The following is a 21853-nucleotide window of genomic DNA, read 5'->3' on the forward strand; positions in this document are numbered from 1 at the left end:
CACCCTCGGATCAGTGGAGTCTGATGGTGAGGCGGGCGAGACGACCCTGCTCGCCCGACGCCCAGCAGGACAGGTCCCTGGCGCACGACACCGTGTCGAACGAGCCGCCGTCGAAGGTCCGCCACGCCTGCCCGCCGGTCAGGGTCACGTCGCTCCCTGATGGCCCGACGGCGATCGCGGCGAAGGGAAGGTGAGGGAGCCACGTGACCCCCGACCGGTAGGCCGGGGGAGAGGTGGCGGCGGCCCGCCAGGTGGAGCCGCCGTCCCGGGTGAAGGCTCCGGCCTGGGGCGACGGCTCGCCGGTCCGGTAGTCGCCGCCCACGGCGATGCCGCGGTGAGGGTCACGGAAGGCCAGGGCGAAGACGCCGCGCGCCGGCTCGCCCGCCGGGATCGGCGTGTCCGCCACGGTCCAGGTGCGGCCCCGGTCGCCGGAGTGGAACACACGCGATCGGTCGGCCCCGCCGCTGGCCAGCCAGACGTCGCGCCCGCCCGCCGTGACCAGGCACTGGCCGCTCGCGGCGAACCCCGCCTCGCCGGGCAGCGCCTCCGGCATGCCGTCGGGCGGCAGCACCCGCCAGCTGCGCCCGCCGTCATCGGTGGCGAGAATCCGGAACCTGCCGTCCACCGGGTCGCTCATCGCCAGCCCGTGACGCCGGTCGAAGAACGCCATGCAGTCGTAGAAGGCCCGCGGCTCGTCGTTCCTGAACGTCTCGGTCCAGGTGCGGCCCCCGTCGTCGGTCCGGTAGACGCGCGAGTCGGCGCCCTCGCCGATGGACAGCACCACGGCCCGGTCGGCGTCGAACGCCTCCACGTCGCGGAACTGCAGCGTGTCCGTGCCGGGCGGCGAGACGTCACGCCAGCTCCGGCCGCCGTCGACGGTGCGCAGCACGGTGCCCTCCGACCCGGAGGCCCACACCACGTCGCGGCTCACCGGTGACAGTCCGCTCAGCCGCGCGGTCACCCCGGTCTCCGTGAGCTCCCAGCCGAGCGCGGGGACATCGGCGTGGGCGGGAAGCGGAGCGGCGAGCAGGCAGGCCGCGGTCAGGGCCCCTAGCGCTAATCCAAGCCTCATGCCGGGCAACCTAACTCAGGCGATCAAGGCTGTCCATGGTGGCTGTCAGCCGCCGGATATATCCGACTCCGCGTCCTCGGGCAGCACGGAGTCCCACGGGTCGTCCAGCCAGCCGTCCGGCAACTGCACCTTGCCCCGCTCGCCGGACTTGCCGCGCGGCGTGTCGGTGTTGGCCGGCCACGGCTGGTCGTGATCGAGCCTGGCCAGCCCCGCGCGCAGCCCGTCGAGCGACTCGGCCGTGGCCAGCTCGCGCCGCAGCTCGCCGCCCACCGTGAATCCCTTGAGATACCAACTCACGTGCTTGCGGAAGTCGGCCACCGCGTAACGCTCCTGGTCGAAGCAGCGGGTCAGCCCCTCGGCGTGCCTGGCCATCACCGCGGCGACCTCGCCCAGCGTGGGCCGGACCCGGTCGGCGATCCCGTTGAACGCGTTGTCGAGATCCCTGAACAGCCATGGCCGCCCCAGACACCCCCGCCCCACCACGACCCCGTCGCACCCCGTGCGGGCCATCATCCGCAGGGCGTCGTCGGCGCACCAGATGTCGCCGTTGCCGAGCACCGGGATCTCTGGCACGGCCTCCTTGAGCCTGGCGATCGCGTCCCAGTCGGCGACGCCGCCGTAGTGTTGTCTGGCCGTGCGGGCGTGCAGGGCGATCGCCGCGACCCCCTCCTCGACCGCGATGCGGCCCGCGTCGAGGTAGGTCAGGTGGTCGTCGTCGATGCCCATGCGCATCTTCATCGTCACGGGCAGCGGGCCCGCGCCGGCCACCGCCTCGCGCAGGATCCGCCGCAGCAGATGCCGTTTGTACGGCAGCGCCGAACCGCCGCCGCGCCTGGTCACCTTGGGCACCGGGCAGCCGAAGTTGAGGTCGATGTGGTCGGCCAGGTCCTCGTCGGCGATCATCCTGACCGCCCGGCCCACGGTGGCCGGGTCGACCCCGTAGAGCTGGAGGCTCCTGGGCTTCTCGGACTCGGCGAACCTGATCATCTTGAACGTCTTGGGATTGCGCTCGACCAGCGCCCGCGTCGTGATCATCTCGCACACGAAAAGCCCGGCCCCCTGCTCGCGGCAGAGCACCCGGAACGGCGCGTTGGTGATGCCCGCCATCGGCGCCAGCACCACCGGCGGCCACACCTCTATCGGCCCAATCTTCACCCCGTCAGTTGTAGCGCAGGTCAGGCCATGACCGGTATTCGCCGATAGGCTGTGAGCAGGCATCTACGTGGGGGAGGGCCTGGATGCTCCTGAGACTGCGCGTCGCGCTGCCCGACCGGCCTGGGTCGCTGGCGCAGGTCACCCGGGTGCTCGGCGCCGCCGGAGCCGACATCACCCAGGTCACCGTGCTCGACCGGGGCGCGGGCCGGGCGGTCGACGACATCACCGTCTTCTGCCCTGAGAGCACGTCCAAGGAGTCGCTGGCCAAGAGCCTGCGGGGTGTCGCCGGGGTGATGGTCGAGGGCGTCTGGACCACCCGCGAGGCGCCGGGCACCTACCCGGAGCTGGAGATACTCAAATACATCACCACGGCCGGCGACCGGGGGCTGACCACGCTGGTCGACTCGCTGCCGGTGCTGTTCAGCGCCGACTGGGCCGCCACGAGCGCCGAGCAGGGCGTCGTCTACGCGAGCTGGCGCGCGCCGCAGGAGGTGACGCTGCCGGCGGAGACGCCGCCGCGCCCGGTCGCACGCACGCTCGCCGGAGACCTGCACGTCATCCACGCTCCGCTGCCGCCGCTCGCGCTCACCCTGCTGCTGGCCCGCTCCGAAGGCCCGGCCTTCCACCGCACCGAGGTTCACCGGCTCGCGCGCATCCTCGAGATCTTCCTCAGCCTGCCCGCCACCGAGCGGAGCGTGGCGCGGCAACTGCGCAAGTGAGCATCTGGTCCGAAAACCCGCTAGAGTGGTCGGGCAACGCGGAAGTGGCTCAGTGGTAGAGCATCACCTTGCCAAGGTGAGGGTCGCGGGTTCGAATCCCGTCTTCCGCTCGGAGATTCTGTCTCGGTGGAGTGGCCGAGAGGCGAGGCAGCGGCCTGCAAAGCCGTCCACACGGGTTCAAATCCCGTCTCCACCTCCAAGGACGATTAGCTCAGCGGGAGAGCGCTTCCCTGACACGGAAGAGGTCACTGGTTCAATCCCAGTATCGTCCACCATAAGTGTCTTACTAGAAGCTTGGCCGCAGGAGGCTAGGGCTGGTGAGGCCACGTGTTCGGGCTCTGCCTCAAGATCGTGCCGATGTCGTTGCAGATGTGGTCCGCCACGAACCGCTGCTGGCCGATGACGAACCCGACCGCCCGCAGTTCCGTGGCCGCGTTGCCGGCCCGCTGATGGCGAATATCCGGCATCTCGCACCAGGTCATGCCGCCCTGGACGGCTGTCTGTTCCGACCGAACCTTGCAGGGCTAAGTGTGCTGACCTGCGGGTTGCAAAGTAGGCCCGAACAGCGACCGCCGATCTTGTTCGGACCTGCTTTGCGCTTTCGGGGGACGGGCCGTCGGCCGAGTGCCGCTCCCCGCACATTCCGTGCCGTAGGCCGTTACTTCACCACCCGGAACCGCAGGTGCGTGACCGCGTCGGAGGCGATCACCTGCGTGCGCGTCAACTCGATGTGGCCCAGGTCTTCCAACAGCCGGCTTCCAGAGCCCAGCACGACCGGCACCAGGTTGATCAGCAGCTCATCCAGCAGCCCGCCGCGCAGGAACTGCCGTCCTGTCTGGGCACCCATCACGATCACGTCCTTGTCGCCGGCCGCGTCCTGGGCGGCCTTCAGGGCAGCCTCGATGCCGTCGGTGATGAAGGTGAACGTCGCGCTCTTCATGACGAGTTCGTCGCGGGTCTGGTGGGTGAGCACGAAGGTCGGTGCAGGATAAGGGGTGTCCTGCCAGTGTGGCAGGCCGACGTCGAACGTGCGCCTGCCGACCACGACCGCGCCGACTGAAGCGGACATCGTAGCGAGGACCTCCTTGTCGCGCGGGTCGGGCTGGTCGGTGAACATCCACTCGTGCAGTCGCATGCCGCCCTTACCCATGGGATGCTCCGCACCGATGTCTGGACCCGCGACGAAGCCGTCCAACGACATGCTCTTGTACAGCACCACAGCACCCATGAGACCTCCTGAACGTTCGTCCTGGGGAGTTAGACCACCCGGCCTCCCGCAACTCATCGGCGCAGAGTGGGAGCGGACTCCGCAAGGTAAGTCCGGACGTGGCAAGGTTCGCGCGGACAGGACAGCTGCTGTCCCTTCCATGTGAGGTTGGCGGAAGGGACATGGGCTGAGCTGCGGCACGACACCTTGGTCCGAACGGTTTCACGTGGAGGCGTTCAGATCTTCTTGTCGATGAGAGCCCTGGTACTGTGCCTCGGGTGCTTGATCAAGGAAGTCACGTGGATTTCCAGAGCATCCAACGAGCGACCGGGGCGTTCCAAGAGCCGCTGACGGCTGAGGAGATCGTCGCGGTGTGTCGGCGGGCGTTCGGGCCGGGGACGCGAGTGGTCTCCGTCGTCGAGCTCGGCAACGGGATGTATAACACTACGTATCGCATCAACCTCGATGAGGGGCGTCCGGTCGTACTGCGGGTGGCGCCAGAGCCGGGGCGTCAGTTTCTCTCCGAGCGGGAACTGATGCGCAATGAGTACGCCAGCCTGCCGTACCTCACCTCGATTGCACCTCTCATGCCACGGGTCATGGCAGTGGATTTCACACATGAGGTGATCGGCCGAGACTGGATGATCCAAAGCCTGCTGGACGGGGTGCCCGCGCCGGAAGGCCTTCCCCATCACCCCCGGTCCAGCTGGCCCGATTTCTTCCGGCAGATCGGCGCCATCGCCCGGCAGGTGCATGCCATCCGAGGCCCCCATTTCGGCAGGATCGCTGGTCCCGGCCACGACACGTGGAGCCAGGCACTCATCACGGCCCTAGACCAGATCGCCGCCGCCCTTGACAGTGTCGGTCTGGACGCCGCCGATCTACGCCGTGTAGCTGGAGCCGCCGCCGAGCGACACGCTGTGCTCGACGAGGTCACGCAGCCCCGCATGCTCGCGGGCGATCTGTGGACTGTCAACATCATGCTCGCAGACGCCACGCCCGCACCCACGATCAGCGGTGTGCTGGACCTGGATCGCACCTGGTGGGGCGATCCTGCCGCCGACTGGACGATCCGGATGGCTCTGGCCAAACCGGGCACCGAGCGCGATGCTTTCTGGGACGCCTATGGCTCTTTGGAAGACTCTCCCTCGGCGAGATTCCGCTCGCGGATCTACCACGCTCGGCATATAGGTGAGGTTCGACTGGAGTGCCACCGGCTGGGCAACGTCGACGGGGTCCGACGCAGTTACGAGGATCTACGGACTGTCCTGACCGACTTGCACTGATCACCATTACTTCGAGCTGGCCGAGTCGGAATGCTCCACTCGCGGATGACGACCGGGTGGATCGTGACGTCGCAAGGTTCGCGCGGAACGGTCACACGGTGCCTCACTCGCCTCGAAGGGATGGTTCTCACTGTCGAGGCGTGCCATCGCGTTCCAGCCACCGTGCCCCGGGTGCCTCGACGCTGAAATGGTTGAATATGTGATTGAACCGTCGTACGGGTAAATCCGTTACGACGGGTAGCGGAGATGCGAGGGGGCCCACGTCTTCCGCGGTTGTTCCTGCGCCGGCGACGGCGCTGAAGATCGACTGCCACGGGGGTGGGTCCGTTGCTGGAGGTACGGAGCGCGGAGATCGAGCTATCTCTGCTGGCCGGAGAGCACGCCGTACACGTGGAGGGGGATTTCCAGGCGGGCCGCGAGCGGTTCGACGCCGCCTACCGCGAGGCCGCGCGGGTGGGTGACGGGCCGGGCATGGCGCGGGCGGCGCTCGGGCTGGGCGGGCTCTGGGTGCACGAGCACCGGACCGCGGCGGGCGGTGCGATGGTGCGGGTGCGCCAGAGCGAGGCGCTGGCCCTGATCGACCCGGGTTCGCCGCTGGGGTTACGGCTGCGGGCGCGGCTGGCCGCCGAGGACGACTACCGCAGCGGCGGCCACGCCGCCATCCTCACCCTGGTGGACGAGGCCAGGGACAGGGGGGATCCGGTGGCTCTGGCGGAGACGCTGAGCCTGGCCCACAACTGCGTCCTGGGCCCCGACCACGGCAGCCTGCGCTTGGAGCTCGCCCGGGAGCTGATCGGCGTGGCCTCCGGCACGGGCCGCCGCGTCGACCTGCTGATGGGCCTGCTGTGGTACGTCGTCGACCTGCTCCTGGCCGCCGATCCGCACGCCGAGCGCGCGCTGGTGGAGCTGCACGCCCTGTCGGCCGAGGACGGCCATCGGGGGATCGACTTCGTGCGCGGCGCGATCGAGGTGATGCTCGCCATCCGGGCCGGCCGCTTCGAGCAGGCCGAGGCCCTCGCGGCCGCGAGCACCGAGCGCGGCGCCGCCGCCGGCGACAATGACGCGATCGGCTGGTACGGCCTGCAGCTCGCGGCCATCCGCTGGTACCAGGGCCGGATCGGCGAACTGGTGCCGCTGCTGTCGGAACTGCTCACCTCGCCGACGCTCAGCGCCGTCGACGACTCCCCGTTCGCCCGCCTGGCCGTGGCCGCCGCCGGTGCCGGGGACCGGCGGCTGGCCGGGAGCATGCTGGCCCGGTTGCGCACCGGCGTCCTGGAGAACCCGGTGCGAACGAGCACCTGGCTGATGTCGATGTACGCCATCGCCGAGACGGCCGACCTGGTGGCCGACACGGACACCGCCGCCCGCGTCTACGACCTGCTCATCCCGTACGCGCGGCTGCCGGTGATGAGCAGCCCGGGCATCGCCTGCTTCGGCTCGGTGCAGCACAGCCTGGGCGTCGCCTCGATCACCGTGGGCGAGGCGGACCGGGCGGTCGGACATCTGCGCGCGGCCGTGCACCACAACCTGGCGCTGGGGCACTGGCCGGCCGTCGCGCTGTCCCGCTCGCGCCTCGGCCAGGCCCTCACACTGCGTGACGGCCCGCATGACGAGGCGGCGCGGCGCGAGCTGGCACTGGCCGGCCAGGAGGCGGTGGCGCTGGGCATGGCGCTGCCCACCGGGCCGGCGAGCGAGACGACCGGCCGGGTGGTCTGCCGCCGCCGCGGCCGGCACTGGCAGCTCGAACTCGGCGAACGGCGGGCGCTGGTCGAGCACAGCGTCGGCATGCGGCACCTGGCGACGCTGCTGGCCAATCCCGGGCAGGAGATCCCGGCCGCCGACCTGGCCGGCGGAGCCGGGGTGCCCGAAGGCCCGGTCTCGGCTCAGCCCGTGCTGGACGAGCCCGCGATCCGGGCCTACCGGCAGCGGCTGGCCCAGTTGGAGGCGGGGATCGAGGAGCTGGAGTCGGGCGGCGCGTACGAGCGGGCCGACGCGATGCGCGGCGAGCGCGACTGGCTGGTCGCCGAGCTGGCCGCGGCCACCGGTCTCGGCGGGCGGGCGCGCTCGTTCGCCGGCAGCGAGGAACGTGCCAGGATCGCCGTGGGCAAGGCCATCCGGCGGGCCCTCGACCGCGTGGCCAAGGCCGACCCGGTCATCGGCGACGAGCTGCGCCACGCCGTGCACACCGGCATGCGCTGCTCCTACCGTCCGTGCTCGTGACCGTTTATTTCCGTGACCGGCCGTGCTCGTGACCGGCCGGGTCCGTGGTTGCCGGTCCCGTGAGCGTACGGCGTTGCGATCGTACGGCGGCCGGGTCCGTGATCGTCAGCCCCGTGACCGTGCGGCGGCGGGTCCGTGATCGTCTGGTTGTGTGACCTACGATCGGAGGATGGCTGACGATCTGATTCCCGAGTCGTTGCGTGGGCGGATGGCCGATGACGAGGTGGTCTGGCTGACGACCGTGGCGGCCGATGGCACGCCGCAGCCGAAGCCGGTCTGGTTTCTGTGGGAGGGCGATGGCTCCGTGCTGACCTTCAGCCGGCCCGATGCCAAGCGACTCCGCCACGTCCGGGCCCGGCCCAGGGTCTCGCTCAACCTCAACAGCACGCCCAAGGGCGGTGAGGTGCTCGTACTGACCGGTGATGCCGAGATCCTGACCGGCAGCCCGGTCGACTTTCCCGCGTACATCGCGAAATATCGGTCGGAGATGGAGCGGATCGTCGGCAGCGTCGAGGAGTTCGACGGCGAATACTCCGTGCCCATGCGCATCACCGTGACCTCGGTCAGGAGCCTCTGACCACGACTGCCCTGGAGCGAACCCCAGCACGGGCCGGGGCCGCCGTTCAGGTGCTGGCCGGTGACCGTGCGGGTCGGGACGCCGCTCAGCCGTGCGCGTGACAGCGCGGGTCAGAGTCGGCCGTTGAGGCGGAGGACGGTGATGGCGTGGACGGTCGCGTGGCCGCGCCAGTCGAGGGCGCCGGCCGGTGAGATCTTGGCGTAGTCCACGACCCAGCCGCCGTCGTTTTGCTGCATCCCGGCCAGGCGGTCCAGCTCGGCGTCGATCACGTCCGGGGCGAACACCGCCCGCACGGGCCCGTCGGGGAACACGGAGAAGTCCAGTGGCCGCATCTTCTCGTCCGCCGTGCCGCCCGCGACGGGCATCATGCCGTCGGCGGGGATGAACCGGCCCAGCCGTCCGGCCAGGGCCGCCGTCTCGGGACGGGTGGCGTGCACGGCGTCCAGGAAGCGCATCGCGAAGGCCAGGACCATGGCGTGCGGCGTCTCGCCGATCGCCTCGATCGCGCCGAGGCAGTAGCGGGTGGCCCGCTCCAGCCACGGGTGCGCGGCGACCGCCGGGTCATGGGCGGCGACGCGCAGCGCGACGGCCGTGACGCAGGCGGTCATCTGCAGGGAGGAGGCCGAGGGGTCGGAGTCCGCCCACCAGGGGGCGTTGCCGGCGCTGGACGTGACCGGCAGCGCGAACGGCAGCCCTCCGTCGGGCAGGCTCACCGACTCCAGCCAGTCGCACAGGGCCGCGGCCTGCGGCGCGGTGGCCGGGGCGATGTCCTCGAAGACCTCGAAGGCGTGCAGCGCCGCTCCCGGCTGGCTCTCGGGCGAGCGCAGGTCGGGCTCCAGGCCCCATCCGTAGCCGCCGTCGCTGTTGCGGTAGGCGTCGACGGCCGCCAGAGCAGGGGTGGGATCGGCTCCGCCCCGCAGCAGGTGGAAGCGGTGCCGGTCGAGGATGCGGGCGTGGGTCGCCATGAAGTCGGCGGCCGCGTCGAGATCGAGTTCCATACGCTGATCGTGCCCCGGCCTCGCGACCGGAGTCTTGTACGTTCCGGCCGTCCCCCTTCGGAGGCCGTGCGGTGGCGGGCACGTGCCGCATTCGCGGCCACAGGTTCGCCGTGCGCGTGCTCGGCACGATCTGCGGCATTGCCGAGTGCTGAATGTCCCGATCTTGGGACATTGTCATGACACGATGACGAACTTTTCTGCCAGACACTAAGAAGTACAGACGTGTGCCGGGGCGCCCTTGCCAGTCCGTCCCGGCACACGCCTATCGCAGGCTCCTTCATGCGGGCCGCTCAGAGCCGGTTGAGCCCCACGACGTGCAGCACCGCACGGCCCTCCTCGTCGGAGGCGGCCAGGTCGACCTGCGCGTCGATGCCCCAGTCGCCGTCGCCCGCGGGGTCCTTGACGGTCTGGCGGACCTTCCACAGCCCGCTCTCCTCCTCGATGCGCAGCAGCGCGGGCCCCCGCGCGTCGGCGCCGGTGAGGATCTCCTCGTGCTCGTCGTAGTAGGCGTCGAGCGCCGCGCCCCAGTCGACGTCGGGCGCCAGCTCCTCCAGCTCGTTCTCCTTCTCCAGGGCGCAGAGCTCGATCAGCCGGAACATCGCGTTGCGCACCAGCACCCGGAAGGCCCGCGGGTTGGCGGTGACCGGGCGGACCTTGGCCTCCAGCTGTTCCTGCCGCTCCAGCGCCTCCTCCGGGTTGGCCAGCTTCTCCCACTCGTCGATCAGGGAGGAGTCGACCTGCCGCACCAGCTCGCCGAGCCACTCGATCAGGTCGACCAGGTCCTCGGTCTTCAGGTGCTCGGGCACCGTGCGCGACAGGGTGCGGTAGGCATCGGCCAGGTAGCGCAGCACCGTGCCCTCGGAGCGGGCCAGCTCGTAGAACTGGATGTAGTCGCCGAAGGTCATCGCCCGTTCGTACATGTCGCGCACCACGGACTTGGGGCTGACCGTGTAGTCGCCCACCCACGGATGCCCCCGCCGGTAGGTCTCGTAGGCGCCCAGGAGGAGGTCGTAGAGCGGCATCGGGTACATCACCTCGGCCAGCGCCTCCATGCGCTCTTCGTACTCGATGCCGTCGGCCTTCATCTGTGCCACGGCCTCGCCCTTGGCCTTCTTCAGCTGGGCCGACAGGATCTGGCGCGGGTCGTCGAGGATGGACTCGACGATCGACACCATGTCGAGCGCGTAGCCGGGCGCCTCGCGGTCGAGCAGCTCGAACGCGGCCAGCGCGAACGTCGACAGCGCCTGGTTGAGCGCGAAGTCCTCCTGCAGCTCGATGGTGAGCCTGGCCCGCCTGCCCTGCTCGTCGGGCTCCTTGAGCTGTTCCACGATGCCGCCGGCGAGCAGCGACCGGTAGATGGCGATGGCCTGGCTGATGTGCCGCCGCTGCCACTTGCGGTCCTCGTGGTTGTCGGTCAGCAGGTGCTTCATCGCCTGGAAGCAGTCGCCCGGCCGGTTGATCACCGCGAGCAGCATCGCGTTGCTCACCTTGAACCGGGAGTTGAGCGGCTCCGGCTCGGCGTTCTGCAGCTTCTCGAACGTGTCCTCGCTCCAGCCGACGAACCCCTCCGGCGGCTTCTTGCGGGCGTAGCCCCGGCGCCGCTTGGGGTCGTCGCCGATCTTGGCGAGCGCCTTGGCGTTCTCGATGTCGTGCTCGGGCGCCTGGCAGGCCACGTAGCCGATCGTGTCGAAGCCGGCCCGTCCGGCGCGCCCGGCGATCTGGTGGAACTCACGGGCCCGCAGGCGGCGCACCTTGTTGCCGTCGTACTTGGACAGCGCGGTGAACAGGACGGTGCGGATCGGCACGTTGACGCCGACGCCGAGCGTGTCGGTGCCGCAGATGACCTTGAGCAGCCCGGCCTGGGCCAGCCGTTCCACCAGCCGCCGGTATTTGGGCAGCATCCCGGCGTGGTGCACGCCGATGCCGTGGCGCACCAGCCGCGACAGGGCCCGGCCGAAGCGGGTGGTGAACCGGAAACCGCCGATCATCGCGGCGATCGCCTCTTTCTCGGCCTTCGTCGACATGTTGATCGACATCAGCGCCTGGGCCCGTTCCATCGCGGCGGCCTGCGTGAAGTGCACCACGTAGACGGGCGCCTGGCCGGTGCTGAGCATCTCCTCCAGCGACTCGTGCAGCGGGGTCATCCGGTAGGAGTAGATCAGCGGGACCGGCCGCTCGGCGTGCTTGACCACCGCCGTCGGCCGCCCGGTGCGCCTGGTCAGGTCGCTCTCGAACATCGAGACGTCGCCGAGCGTCGCCGACATCAGCACGAACTGCACATCGGGCAGCTCCAGCAGCGGCACCTGCCAGGCCCAGCCCCGATCGGGCTCGGCGTAGAAGTGGAACTCGTCCATCACCACCTGGCCGATGTCGGCGGCGGCGCCGTCGCGCAGCGCCACGTTGGCCAGGATCTCGGCGGTGCAGCAGATGATCGGCGCGCCCGGGTTGACGCTCGCGTCGCCGGTCATCATGCCGACGTTGTCGGTGCCGAACAGCGCGCACAGGTCGAAGAACTTCTCCGACACCAGCGCCTTGATCGGCGCGGTGTAGAAGGTGCGGAGGTCGCGGGTCAGTGCGGCGAAGTGGGCGCCGGCGGCGACCAGGCTCTTGCCTGATCCGGTGGGGGTCGCCAGGATCACGTTGCTCCCGGAGAGGACCTCGATCAGGGCCTCCTCCTGGGCGGGATAGAGCGTGAGCCCCCGTTCGGAGTTCCAGGCGACGAAGGCGTCGAAGATGGCGTCGGGCTCGGCGTCGATCTCTTCGGGCAGGCGGTCTATGAGAAGGCTCACCCCTCTATCCTGCCGAAGTCCGCGCCATGGTCGGACCGGCCGGGCTCGAACACCTCCCGCCGGACGGCGGGCACGGGCGGACCGGCCGCCCAGAACGCCCCCGCCGGACGGTGGTCAGGCCCGGGTTCGCGGGCCGGTGAGGAGCAGACCGCCCAGGATGGCCAGGATCGCCAGGAACGGGGCGCCGCCGGGCGCGAACCCCGCCACGGTCAGCGTCAGCAGCCCGCCGCCGACCAGCGCGGCCGAGGTGAGCGCCCCACGCCAGGTCGCCACCCCGTACGGCAGCGCGGGCGGCTCCTCGAAGCGCCGGAACCACCTCAGCAGCGGCCACATGACCAGGCACAGCGCCCCGAACCAGAGCGGCCACCCGGCGAACCAGCCGAGACCGCCGGGAGCCGGGGTGTCCAGCCCGAGGGCCACCACGACCACCCCCGTGACGGCGAACAGGGCGGGCATGTGCCACAGGTAGGCGGTCATGACGCGCGGCCCCGCCCAGGCGAGCAGCCGGCCGACCGGCAACCGCACGAGCCACGGCCGCAGCGTCACGGCCAGCCCGATCTGCCCGACCGCCACGGCCAGCATGGCCAGCGTCGGCGGGGCCATGTTCGACACCTCGGCGCCGGGCAGGCCGATCATGCTGCCCGGGTACGGCCCGGCCCACACCAGCAGCGCCGCGGCCCCGAACCCGCCGGCGGCCAGCGCCCAGGGATGGCTCAGCCGCCCGTCGGCGTACCGGAAACCGAGCTGGTGCACCGCGAGCCAGACGAACACGATGTTGAGGTAGCCCAGCGCGTCCAGTCCCGTCGAGAAGCGCAGCACGTCGGTCAGCACCGCGCCGGCCGTGAGGACCACCGGAACCCACGCGCCGTACCTGCGGTGCAGGCCCAGCAGCCAGGGGGTGGCGGTGACGGCGATCAGGTAGACGGCGAGAAACCACAGCAACTGGCCGGTCAGCCGGGCGCCCACGTCGAGTGGCTGCTCGGGCACGCCGAGCGAGGCCAGCACCTGGGGGAGCGGGATCCAGACCGCGGCCAGCGGCAGCAGCGGCCAGGCCAGCCGGCGCAGCCGGGTGAACAGCCACTGCGGCGCGCCGTGCGCCGCGCGGCCGAGGCTGATCGCGTTGGCCGCGCCGCCCGCGAAGAACACCAGCGGCATCACCTGGCTGATCCACGTGATCACCCACACGCCCGGCGCGGCCAGCGCGTTGCCCGTGCTCAGCCGGGCGCCGTCGAAGGACAGGACCGGGATCGTCCAGTGCTGCAGCACCACGAGCGCGATGGCGAAGACCCGCAGGAGGTCGAGGAACGGGTCCCTGGCCGCCGGCCGCGGGCGCGCCGGGCGGTCCGGTGCGACGGCGCCCGCGCGGGGGAGCGGACGGTCGAGCAGGACGGTCATTCGGGGGCCTCGATTTCCTCGTCAACGGGTCATCCAAGGCTCCCGCCGGGCCCGGCGCCGCACATTGCCGCGAGCCACCGTCTTCGGGTCGAGATCACACCACCGCGGCGGGTAGGGCTGGCCCTACCCTCGGACGCCTGCACACCGGGTCGCCCCCTGAACAGCGCCGACATAGCGTGTAGGCCATGCACTCCCTGAAGAGGCGTGTCCTGCTGGACACGCGCTACACGCTCGTGGGCTTCCCCACCGCCGTCATCGCTTTCGCGCTTCTGGTGGCCGGGTTCGCCGCGGGGGTCGGCACGGCGGTCGTCTGGATCGGGGTGCCGATCCTGGTCGGCACCCTCATGATCGCGCGGGGCTTCGCCGACGCGGAGCGCGCCTGGCTGGCCGACGTGCTGGAGCGCCCGCCCGTGCGCCCCCGCTACAAGCCCGCTCCCGCCGGAGCCGGCCGCTTCCGCCGGCTGGTCAACCCGCTGACCAGCGGGCAGTCGTGGCTCGACCTGCTCCACGGCCTGCTGAACTTCCCGATCTCGATCGTCTCGTTCGTGGTCACCGTGGTCTTCTGGGCGCTGCCCCTGGCCGGCCTGACCTACCCGATCTACGGCATCATCACCTCGCGCATCCCGGGCAACACGGAGCTGCCCGAACTCCTCGGCTTCGGCTCGGGCTACTGGACCAACATGATCTTCTACGTGAGCCTCGGGCTGGTGAGCGCGCTGCTCCTGCCGTTCATGGTGCGCGGCTCCGCGCTGTTGCGGGCCGGTCTCGGCCGCGCGCTGCTGACCGGCGTCGCCGAGTTGCACGAACGCATCGACGACCTGGCCGAGGGCCGGGCCGCCGCGGTAACCGCCGAGGCCAACGCGCTGCGCAAACTGGAGCGCGACATCCACGACGGCCCGCAGCAGCGCCTCGTCTCGCTCGCCATGGACCTGTCCCGGGCGCAGCGCCAGATGGGCAAGGACCCCCAGGCGGCCCAGGCCACGATCACCTCGGCCATCACGGCCACCCGGGAGACGCTGGACGAGTTGCGCGCCCTGTCGCGCGGCATCGCGCCGCCCATCCTGTCGGACCGCGGGCTCGCCCCCGCGCTCGCCGCGCTGGCCGGCCGCTGCACCGTCCCCGTCGACCTCGACGTGCAGGTCTCCGAGCGTTACCAGGCCAGTGTCGAGAACGCGGTCTACTACGTGGTCGCCGAGACGCTGACGAACGTCGCCAAGCACAGCCGTGCCACCGTCTGCACCGTCCAGCTGACCCGCACCGCCGACATCCTCATGCTGACGATCGGGGATGATGGGGTCGGCGGCGCACACGTCGCCAAGGGACACGGTCTCGCCGGCCTCGCCGACCGGCTCCGCGCGGTCGACGGGGAGTTCACGGTCCAGTCGCCGGACGGCGGGCCCACAGTGATCGTGGCGGAGGTGCCGTGCGCGTAGTCGTGGCCGATGATGCGGTTCTGATCAGGGAGGGCCTGGTCAGGCTGCTCGAAGAGTTCGGCTGCGAGGTGGTGGCGGCCGTCGGCGACGGCGACGGCCTCGTCTCGGCCGTGGCCGAGCACCGGCCGGACGTGTCGGTGGTGGACGTGCGGATGCCGCCGTCGTTCACCGACGAGGGGCTCCGGGCGGCGGTCGAGGCCCGGAGACGGGTGCCGGGCGCGCCCGTGCTCATCCTGTCGCAGTACGTCGAGGTCTCCTACGCCGACGACCTGCTGGCCGATGCCAGGGGCGCGGTGGGCTACCTGCTGAAGGACCGGGTGGTCGACGTCGACGAGTTCCTGGAGGGCCTGCGGCGGGTCGCCGCGGGCGGGACCGTGTTCGATCCGCAGGTGGTGTCCCAGTTGATGGTGCGCAGGCGCAGGGACGATCCGCTGGCCCAGCTGACCCCGCGCGAGCGGGAGGTGCTCGGGCTGATGGCCGAGGGCAGGTCCAACCCGGCCATCGGCAGGCAACTGGTGATCAGCGACGGGGCGGTGGAGAAGCACATCAGGAGCATCTTCAGCAAGCTCGGCCTCTACGCCGATGACAGCGACCAGCACCGGAGGGTCCTCGCCGTGCTGACCTACCTGCGTTCCTGACGCCTTCCGGGAACGTTCTCTGAACGCGCGTCAGGAGCCCTCAGGAACGTCCTCCTCGCGGGTCCGCCCCGGGATCGGTCCGCCCCGGAACGCCGGCCGGTCCGCGCGGTCGGCCCCGCGCGGACCTGGCCGCCCGGTGTCAGCCGAGCGCGTCGACCAGCTTCTTGCGCTGCTGGGCGCCCAGGCCGCCGAGACGGCGCTTCTCGTCGACGCCCGCCTCCTCCATCAGCGCGGTGGCCTTGGCGGGACCGACGCCCTTGACCGCGCGCAGGGCCTGCGAAACCTTGATCTTCTTGGCGATGTCGTCATCGCGCTCCAGCAACTGGGCGAAGGACAGCTCGCCGGCCTTGACCTTGGCGAGCAGGGCGGTGCGGGCCGCGCGCGCCTCGGCGGCCTTCTCCAGAGCCGCCTTGCGCTGCTCGGGGGTGAGAGTGGGAAGTGCCATCTCGGATCTCTCCTCGGGGATTGACGTTCGGGGATTCCTGTTACCCGTCGTGCAGGGGCTAATCATGGCGGATACCTGCCATTCCGCGTGCGGAAAGTCACCGCTCAGCGGGTGCGCCAGACTGAGGCGGCCGCTTCGGCGCACGCCACGTCCTGCGCGATGGTGCCTCCGCTGACCCCTACGCCGCCCATCACCCGTCCGCCCTCACCGCGGTCCGCCCACAGGGGGACGCCACCCCCGAAACACACGAAACGATCACCGGCCAGGCCGTAGAGCTCGCCGCCCGGGCGGGCCAGCTCCGCCAGGTCGGCGGTGGGCCTGCCGTGGGCCACCGAGGTGTAGGCCTTGCCTGGGGCCAGCACCGGCCCGGCGAGCTGCGACCCCTCCATACGCTGGAACGTCACCAGATGGCCGCCCGAGTCGACCACCGCCACGGAGATCAGCGCGCCTTCGCGTGCCGCCTGCTTCAACGCCGCCTCGCATACGCGGAGCGCCAGTTCAAGGTCCATGTGTTCTCTTCCCCTCAGATCCCTGCCGCCGCACCCACCGTCCGCCTCCATCCGTACCGCCGGGCGGGCGGCTCCGCAAGATCGTGTACGGTGCCGTCCGCCGACGACGTGCGGGTACTTTTCGCCCTCGCGCGTGGTATCCATCACATTTCGAATTCCGGGCGTGTCGCAGGGGTTTCTCAGGTGTGAAGCCGGCGCCAGGCCTCCACGCCCCGGACCGTCAGGAAGTCGTCGAAGACGGACTCCATGGCGCCGATCAAGGGACCGCGCCAGCCGAGGGCGGAGGCGGCCAGGCGCGGCGGCCGCTCGCGGCGGATCGTCATGAGACCGGTCTCGAACGGCTCCACGAGCGCGGGCAGGGCCCGCTCGTACAGGTCGGCGCCGAGTCCCGACAGCGTGACCACGTCCGGGTCGTGCGCGTTCGTCAGAGCGGCGATCCCCCGGCCGAGCGCGCGGGCGCAGGCGCGCACCGCCCGCAGCTCCGCGCTCGCGGCGGGGCCGTCCGTGGGGCCGTCCGTGGGATGGGTGGCCGGGGCCGTGCTGGTCGCGCGAGCGAGGATCTGTTCGGCCCGCGCGCGGCCCCTCCCGCCGCCGTAGGCGAGCCCGAGGTGGCGCAGCAGCGCGTTGGCCCCCACCTCCATCCCCCAGCAGCCGTGCGCCCCGCACATGCACGGCGCGTCACCGCCGGTGAGAGGCATGTGCCCGAACTCGGCGCCCATCCCGCCGGCGCCGCCCAGTGGCCGGCCGTCCACCACCAGCACCCCGCCGACGTCGAAGTCGACGTGCAGGTGCAGCCCCACGCGGGCGTCGCGCAGCAGGCCCCGGCGCGCCTCGGCCAGCCCCGCGAACGCCGTGTCGTTGCCCACCCGGGGCACCGTGGCGCCGAGCCCGAGCAGGGCCGGGACGTCCACCGAGCGCCAGCGCAGGTGCGCCACGTCGACCAGCCCTCCGGCGCGCACCGGGCCCGCCACGGCCACGCCCACGCCGACCACCCGGTGGCCGAGCCGCGCCAGGTGCGCCCGGAGCACCTCGCCCAGCGGGCCGAGGGCGTCCGCCGGGGTGCCGTCGTGGCCGGCGGTGCCGAGCACCGTCGCGTGGCCGCCCAGCTCGCAGGCCGCCACCTCCCAGCCGTCCTCGCGCAGGTCGACGGCCAGCGCGAGCGGGCCGTCCGGGTGCGGTCCCGGCACCTGGGTCGGGCGGCCCCGGCCGTGCTCGGCCGCGGGCGCCTCGTGCGCCAGCCGGTCGCCGGCCAGCTCGGCGGCCAGCACCGACGCGGTGCCCCTCGCCAGGCCGAGGTCGCGGGTCAGCTGCGAGCGGGTGCGCGTGGCGCCGCAGTCGTGCACGGCGCGCAGCAGCCGGACCCGGTTGTGCGCCCGCAGTTCGACGCTGGTGGTGGCACCGCTCATTGTGTACGCCTCATGTGACTCATTATGCTCTAGCCATGAACATAAGTCTCGCGGACGCCCGGCGCGCCCGCATCGGAGTGTTCGGCTACTTCTTCCTCGCGGGGTTCGTGATGGGGTTGTGGGCCTCGGGCCTGCCCTCGCTCGACGAGCGGCTGGACCTGGGCGCCGGCCGGCTCGGCAGCGTGCTGCTGCTGATCTCGGCCGGCGCGCTGGTGTCGATGCTGGTGGCCGGGCCGCTGGTGGACAGGTGGTCGAGCAGGGTCGTGTGCTGGGTCGGCGGACCCCTGTCGGCCGTGGTGCTGCTCGGCCCCGCGCTCGCGCCGTCCTACCCGGCGCTGGCGAGTCTGGCCGTGCTCTTCGGCCTCGGGCTGGGCGTGACCGAAGTCGCCATGAACGCCCACTCCGTCGAGGTCGAACGCGCCTACGCGCGGCCGATCATCTCGGCCTTCCACGGGACGTGGAGCCTCGGCGGCGCGGCGGGCGGCGCGCTGACCGCCGTCGTGCTGCGCGCCGACCTGGACGCGCAGACGCTGCTCATAGCGGCCGCGATCGTGGTGCCGTTCCTGTACGCGCCGCTGGCCCTGCTGTTGCTGCCCGCGCCGCCCGCGCCACCCGCGCACCCCGGGCCGGGAACGGACGCCGCCGGCGGGGGCGCCGGAGGCGGACTGCGCTGGGGACTGATCGCGCTGCTCGGGGTGGCCGCGTTCGCCGGGCACCTGAGCGAGGGAGCGGCCATCGACTGGGCCGCCCTGCACGCCCGCTGGGTCCTCGACACCGACGCCGCCGCCGCGCCACTCGCCTACACGGTCTTCGCCGTGGCCATGACGACCATCCGGCTGCTCGGCGACCCCATCCGGGCCCGGCTCGGCTCCGTGAACACGATCCGGCTCGCCGGGATCATCGCCACCTGCGGATACGCCCTCGTGCTGGCCGCGCCGCTGACCGGCACCTCCCTGCGCGTCGTTTGCGCCTGGGCCGGCTGGGCGCTGGCCGGCGTCGGGCTGGCCACGGTGGTGCCGGTCATCTTCAGCGCCGTCGGCGCGGCCGGCGGGCGGGTCGGCCGGGCACTGTCCCTGGTGACCGCCTTCGGCTACAGCGGGCTGCTGGTCGGGCCCGCGCTGCTCGGCTACATCGCGGAGGCGTCCTCGCTTCCTGTCGCCCTGATCGTGCCCGCCGTCCTCGCCGCCGTCGTCGCCCTTACGGGGGTCCCGGCCATCCGCGCCCTGCCCGCCGCCTCCCGGACGCCGGTGGCGGCCGACGCGTCCGCCGGAGACTGACACGAGGCCCGCCCGGCTCACGAGACCCGGCCGCCTCGTCCCAGCCTGTCGCACCGGACCGCCTGCGGACAGGTCACGGGTCTCGTCCCGGCCGTCCGGGGCGGTCGCGTGGTCAGGCGGGGACGTGGTTGCGCAGGGCCAGGTCCGCCGGGTACGGCGCGAAGTAGCTCTGGTCGAGGACGTAACCGCTGTCCTCGCCGCGGGCGTGGTGGCGCAGGAGCGTCGCTGGGACGCTCAGCGGCACCAGGCCCGCCTGGTAGGAGGCGATGACCTCCACCAGGTCGGCCCGCTGGACGGGATCGACGCTGATCATGCCGAGGCAGTGGTGGAGGACGTTGACGTTGCGGCCGACGCCGGCCTTCCTGGCCAGCGCCATGCGGAACACCCTGGCGTAGTCGGCGGCCAGCCGGTCACGCGACCAGACGCCCGCCTGGGCGACCACCTGCCCGGCCAGGCGGTAGGTGGCGGGATCGTGGGCGAGGATCTGCATCTTGTGCCGGGCGTGGAAGGCGACCAGGTCGCGCGGGCGCCAGTCGGAGGTCAGGAGCTCGCGCAGCCTGGCGTGGGCGAAGATCCGTTCCACGAACGTCTCGCGGAGCAGCGCGTCGTGCAGCCGCCCCTCGTCCTCGACCGGCAGCAGCGGGTCGGACGAGATGACGACCCCGGCGTAGACGCCCCGGCCGCGCCGGTCGGCCGGCGGGCCGGACTCCCGGTGCACGGGGATGCCGTGGATGCCGCAGCTCGGGCTCTTGGCCTTGAACACGTACCCGTCCACGTCGAGCGCGGCGGCCCGGGCGCGGGCCAGGGCGGTCATCCGGTCGGTGAGGTCCACGCGGGTCTTGCGGGTCATGAGGCGCGGCCCGTCATCGGAGCTCTCCAGGCGGAGCGTCTCGCGCGGGGTGCCGAGCCCGGCTTCCATCTCCGGGCAGATCGGCACCCAGTCGACGTGCGGGCCGAGGGCGCCGGTCAGGAACCGGTCCCGGCTGTGGCCGCCGTTGAACCGTACCGGCTCGCCGAGCAGGCAGCCCGAGACGGCCACCCTGGGCCTGGTCATGGCGGGGCGCGCGTCCATCGCCGCCTCCTCCGCATAGATAAGTTCGTCAAAACTTATTCGTATCCGAGGGAGGGGCGCGACGGCAACCAAGGGCGGGGAGATCGTGGGCGCGGCGCCCCGGCCGGTCACACCCGCGCGGCCGGCTCGCCAGGGCGCGGCTCGGCCGCGGACGCGGCGGCGGCCAGGTTACGGGACATCCGGCCGAAGATCAGCTCGTGGAAGGGCGAGATCGTCCACCAGTAGAGGTGGCCCAGCAGCCCGCGCGGATGGAAGATCGCCCGCTGGTGATAGACGGTGCGGCCGTGCTCGCGTGACACGCTCAGCTCCAGCCAGGCCAGGCCGGGCAGCCGCATCTCGGCCCGCAGCCGCAGCAGGTGGCCGCGCTCGACCTCCTCCACCCGCCAGAAGTCGAGCGCGTCGCCCACCCTGAGCCGCGCCGGATCGCGGCGGCCCCGGCGCAGCCCCACCCCGCCGAGCACGCGGTCGATCGCTCCGCGCAGGTGCCAGGCGACGGGCAGGGAGTACCAGCCGTTCTCGCCGCCGATGCCCTCGATCATCCGCCAGAGCGTGGCCGGGTCGGCGTCGACGATCTGGGTACGCCGGTCGACGTAGAGGCTGCCGCCCGTCCAGTGGGGGTCGGTGGGCAGCGGGTCGCTGGGCGCGCCCGGAGTGGAGGCCGAGGTCCAGCGCGTCGCCACGTCGGCCTCCTTGATCTTCTTCAGTGCCAGCTCCACGGCCCGGGGGAAGCCGGTCAGGCCCTCCGGCGGATCGGGGACGTAGCGGGCGATGTCGTGTTCGCGGCACACGGTCTCGTTGCGCAGGGACTCCACCAGCGGGCGGGCGATGCCGGCCGGCACCGGCGTGATCAGGCCCACCCAGTGGGCGGACAGCCACGGGCTGAGCAGCGGCACCGGAATGATCAGCCGTGGCGGCAGGCCCGCCACGGCGGCGTACCCGCGCATCATGTCGGCGTAGGTCAGCACGTCGGGGCCGCCGATGTCGAAGGCGCGGTCGACGCGGTCCGGCACGGACGCCCAGGCGACCAGGTAGCGCAGCACGTCGCGCACCGCGATGGGCTGCGTCCGGGTGCGCACCCAGCGCGGCGTCGTCATCACCGGGAGCCGCTCGGTCAGGTAGCGCAGCATCTCGAAGGAGGCCGACCCGGATCCGATGATCACCGCGGCGCGCAGCACCACGGCGGGGACTCCGGAGGCCAGCAGGGTGTCGGCCACCTCGGCGCGCGAGCGCATGTGCGGCGACAGGGCCTCGCCTGAGGCGAGCCCGCCCAGGTAGACGATCCTGCGCACGCCGGCCGCCCGCGCCGCCGCGGCGAACACACCGGCCGCCTGCCGGTCGGCGGCGGCGAAGTCCCGGCGCGCGCCCATGGTGTGGATCAGGTAGTAGGCCACCTCGATCCCGTCCAGCGCCCGCCGGGTCGCCTCCTGGTCGAGCGCGTCGGCTTCGGCGAGCTCGACGCGCTCGGCCCACGGCAGGTCGCGCAGCTTGCGGGTGGCGCGCACCATGCACCGCACCTGATGACCGGCGGCCAGCAGCTCGGGCGCCAGCCGCCCGCCGATGTAGCCGGTCGCTCCCGTGACAAGACATCGAGCCATCGTCGGACCACCTCCTCCCCGGCCCTCTACCCTGACCTGGCGTTATGCGATCGTGACTTG

The 21853-nt window shown here is 71.8% G+C and carries 19 protein-coding genes and 3 tRNA genes; 10 read left to right on the forward strand and 12 right to left on the reverse strand.

Features of this window, described 5'->3' with window-relative positions; all coding sequences use genetic code 11:
- Positions 1-10: 10 nt before the first annotated feature.
- Complete coding sequence (locus AB0I38_RS29880; protein WP_358485017.1) at positions 11-1072, reverse strand: WD40/YVTN/BNR-like repeat-containing protein; 1062 nt, start codon at positions 1070-1072, stop codon at positions 11-13.
- A 45-nt stretch (positions 1073-1117) separates the two neighbouring features.
- Positions 1118-2227, reverse strand: coding sequence for a tRNA dihydrouridine synthase DusB (gene dusB, locus AB0I38_RS29885; protein WP_358485025.1), 1110 nt, complete (start codon positions 2225-2227; stop codon positions 1118-1120).
- An 83-nt stretch (positions 2228-2310) separates the two neighbouring features.
- On the opposite strand from dusB, the gene AB0I38_RS29890 reads away from it, so the two are divergent.
- The 4 genes from AB0I38_RS29890 (at position 2311) to AB0I38_RS29905 (ending at position 3221) form a co-directional block, all read left to right on the forward strand.
- Positions 2311-2946 carry an ACT domain-containing protein gene (locus tag AB0I38_RS29890; protein ID WP_358485035.1) on the forward strand — a complete coding sequence of 212 codons (636 nt, stop codon included), beginning with the start codon at positions 2311-2313 and terminating at the stop codon, positions 2944-2946.
- A gap of 38 nt (positions 2947-2984) precedes the next feature.
- Positions 2985-3056 (forward strand) — tRNA-Gly (locus AB0I38_RS29895).
- 15 nt (positions 3057-3071) lie between these two features.
- Positions 3072-3145 (forward strand) — tRNA-Cys (locus AB0I38_RS29900).
- A gap of 1 nt (position 3146) precedes the next feature.
- Positions 3147-3221, forward strand: a tRNA-Val gene (locus AB0I38_RS29905).
- 33 nt (positions 3222-3254) lie between these two features.
- Here the strand turns inward: AB0I38_RS29905 and AB0I38_RS29910 are convergent.
- The gene (locus tag AB0I38_RS29910) at positions 3255-3428 is read right to left on the reverse strand and encodes a hypothetical protein (protein ID WP_358485042.1); all 174 of its coding nucleotides are present in this window, start codon (positions 3426-3428) and stop codon (positions 3255-3257) included.
- Between the two features lie 176 nt (positions 3429-3604).
- The gene (locus AB0I38_RS29915) at positions 3605-4165 is read right to left on the reverse strand and encodes a dihydrofolate reductase family protein (RefSeq protein ID WP_358485048.1); all 561 of its coding nucleotides are present in this window, start codon (positions 4163-4165) and stop codon (positions 3605-3607) included.
- 287 nt (positions 4166-4452) lie between these two features.
- On the opposite strand from AB0I38_RS29915, the gene AB0I38_RS29920 reads away from it, so the two are divergent.
- The 3 genes from AB0I38_RS29920 (at position 4453) to AB0I38_RS29930 (ending at position 8236) form a co-directional block, all read left to right on the forward strand.
- Positions 4453-5439 carry a phosphotransferase family protein gene (locus tag AB0I38_RS29920; RefSeq protein ID WP_358485053.1) on the forward strand — a complete coding sequence of 329 codons (987 nt, stop codon included), beginning with the start codon at positions 4453-4455 and terminating at the stop codon, positions 5437-5439.
- Positions 5440-5766: 327 nt separating this feature from the next.
- A complete protein-coding gene (locus AB0I38_RS29925) occupies positions 5767-7659 on the forward strand; it encodes a hypothetical protein (protein WP_358485058.1) in 1893 nt (630 codons plus the stop codon).
- Between the two features lie 169 nt (positions 7660-7828).
- On the forward strand, positions 7829-8236 hold the full coding sequence (locus AB0I38_RS29930; protein WP_358485068.1) for a TIGR03667 family PPOX class F420-dependent oxidoreductase: 408 nt from the start codon (positions 7829-7831) through the stop codon (positions 8234-8236).
- 110 nt (positions 8237-8346) lie between these two features.
- Here AB0I38_RS29930 and AB0I38_RS29935 read toward each other — a convergent pair whose 3' ends face one another.
- The 3 genes from AB0I38_RS29935 to AB0I38_RS29945 all read right to left on the reverse strand — a co-directional run bounded on the left by AB0I38_RS29935 (position 8347) and on the right by AB0I38_RS29945 (position 13418).
- A complete protein-coding gene (locus tag AB0I38_RS29935) occupies positions 8347-9234 on the reverse strand; it encodes a hypothetical protein (protein ID WP_358485077.1) in 888 nt (295 codons plus the stop codon).
- A 290-nt stretch (positions 9235-9524) separates the two neighbouring features.
- On the reverse strand, positions 9525-12023 hold the full coding sequence (locus tag AB0I38_RS29940; protein ID WP_358485081.1) for a DEAD/DEAH box helicase: 2499 nt from the start codon (positions 12021-12023) through the stop codon (positions 9525-9527).
- Positions 12024-12137: 114 nt separating this feature from the next.
- The gene (locus tag AB0I38_RS29945) at positions 12138-13418 is read right to left on the reverse strand and encodes an acyltransferase family protein (protein ID WP_358485090.1); all 1281 of its coding nucleotides are present in this window, start codon (positions 13416-13418) and stop codon (positions 12138-12140) included.
- A gap of 185 nt (positions 13419-13603) precedes the next feature.
- Between AB0I38_RS29945 and AB0I38_RS29950 the strand changes: the two genes are divergently transcribed.
- Both AB0I38_RS29950 and AB0I38_RS29955 read left to right on the forward strand, forming a co-directional pair.
- Positions 13604-14851 (forward strand): sensor histidine kinase, encoded by a 1248-nt coding sequence (locus AB0I38_RS29950; RefSeq protein ID WP_358485095.1) that lies wholly within the window; start codon positions 13604-13606, stop codon positions 14849-14851.
- A complete protein-coding gene (locus AB0I38_RS29955; protein ID WP_358485100.1) occupies positions 14842-15489 on the forward strand; it encodes a response regulator transcription factor in 648 nt (215 codons plus the stop codon). Before AB0I38_RS29950 ends, AB0I38_RS29955 begins: the two co-directional genes overlap by 10 nt.
- A 139-nt stretch (positions 15490-15628) precedes the next feature.
- Here AB0I38_RS29955 and mihF read toward each other — a convergent pair whose 3' ends face one another.
- The 3 genes from mihF to AB0I38_RS29970 form a co-directional block, all read right to left on the reverse strand.
- Positions 15629-15934, reverse strand: coding sequence for an integration host factor, actinobacterial type (gene mihF, locus AB0I38_RS29960; RefSeq protein ID WP_184962109.1), 306 nt, complete (start codon positions 15932-15934; stop codon positions 15629-15631).
- A gap of 104 nt (positions 15935-16038) precedes the next feature.
- Positions 16039-16443 carry a GlcG/HbpS family heme-binding protein gene (locus AB0I38_RS29965; RefSeq protein WP_358485113.1) on the reverse strand — a complete coding sequence of 135 codons (405 nt, stop codon included), beginning with the start codon at positions 16441-16443 and terminating at the stop codon, positions 16039-16041.
- A gap of 179 nt (positions 16444-16622) precedes the next feature.
- Positions 16623-17849, reverse strand: coding sequence for an ROK family protein (locus AB0I38_RS29970; RefSeq protein WP_358485119.1), 1227 nt, complete (start codon positions 17847-17849; stop codon positions 16623-16625).
- A 35-nt stretch (positions 17850-17884) separates the two neighbouring features.
- On the opposite strand from AB0I38_RS29970, the gene AB0I38_RS29975 reads away from it, so the two are divergent.
- Positions 17885-19126, forward strand: a complete 1242-nt coding sequence (locus tag AB0I38_RS29975) for an MFS transporter (RefSeq protein WP_358485131.1) — start codon at positions 17885-17887, stop codon at positions 19124-19126.
- Positions 19127-19238: 112 nt separating this feature from the next.
- Here AB0I38_RS29975 and AB0I38_RS29980 read toward each other — a convergent pair whose 3' ends face one another.
- Positions 19239-20198, reverse strand: a complete 960-nt coding sequence (locus AB0I38_RS29980) for a YbgA family protein (protein WP_358485137.1) — start codon at positions 20196-20198, stop codon at positions 19239-19241.
- Between the two features lie 107 nt (positions 20199-20305).
- The gene (locus AB0I38_RS29985; RefSeq protein WP_358485144.1) at positions 20306-21793 is read right to left on the reverse strand and encodes an SDR family oxidoreductase; all 1488 of its coding nucleotides are present in this window, start codon (positions 21791-21793) and stop codon (positions 20306-20308) included.
- Positions 21794-21853 lie beyond the last annotated feature (60 nt).

Source organism: Nonomuraea cavernae, assembly GCF_040655715.1.
GTDB lineage: Bacteria > Actinomycetota > Actinomycetes > Streptosporangiales > Streptosporangiaceae > Nonomuraea > Nonomuraea cavernae_A.

Bases quoted from the DNA above. Each gene is read 5' to 3' on its own strand.
- AB0I38_RS29880 (WP_358485017.1), bottom strand. From the start codon at position 1,072: ATGAGGCTTGGATTAGCGCTAGGGGCCCTGACCGCGGCCTGCCTGCTC.
- AB0I38_RS29890 (WP_358485035.1), top strand. From the start codon at position 2,311: ATGCTCCTGAGACTGCGCGTCGCGCTGCCCGACCGGCCTGGGTCGCTG.
- AB0I38_RS29910 (WP_358485042.1), bottom strand. From the start codon at position 3,428: ATGACCTGGTGCGAGATGCCGGATATTCGCCATCAGCGGGCCGGCAAC.
- AB0I38_RS29930 (WP_358485068.1), top strand. From the start codon at position 7,829: ATGGCTGACGATCTGATTCCCGAGTCGTTGCGTGGGCGGATGGCCGAT.
- AB0I38_RS29935 (WP_358485077.1), bottom strand. From the start codon at position 9,234: ATGGAACTCGATCTCGACGCGGCCGCCGACTTCATGGCGACCCACGCC.
- AB0I38_RS29945 (WP_358485090.1), bottom strand. From the start codon at position 13,418: ATGACCGTCCTGCTCGACCGTCCGCTCCCCCGCGCGGGCGCCGTCGCA.
- AB0I38_RS29950 (WP_358485095.1), top strand. From the start codon at position 13,604: ATGCACTCCCTGAAGAGGCGTGTCCTGCTGGACACGCGCTACACGCTC.
- mihF (WP_184962109.1), bottom strand. From the start codon at position 15,934: ATGGCACTTCCCACTCTCACCCCCGAGCAGCGCAAGGCGGCTCTGGAG.
- AB0I38_RS29965 (WP_358485113.1), bottom strand. From the start codon at position 16,443: ATGGACCTTGAACTGGCGCTCCGCGTATGCGAGGCGGCGTTGAAGCAG.
- AB0I38_RS29970 (WP_358485119.1), bottom strand. From the start codon at position 17,849: ATGAGCGGTGCCACCACCAGCGTCGAACTGCGGGCGCACAACCGGGTC.
- AB0I38_RS29975 (WP_358485131.1), top strand. From the start codon at position 17,885: ATGAACATAAGTCTCGCGGACGCCCGGCGCGCCCGCATCGGAGTGTTC.
- AB0I38_RS29980 (WP_358485137.1), bottom strand. From the start codon at position 20,198: ATGGACGCGCGCCCCGCCATGACCAGGCCCAGGGTGGCCGTCTCGGGC.
- AB0I38_RS29985 (WP_358485144.1), bottom strand. From the start codon at position 21,793: ATGGCTCGATGTCTTGTCACGGGAGCGACCGGCTACATCGGCGGGCGG.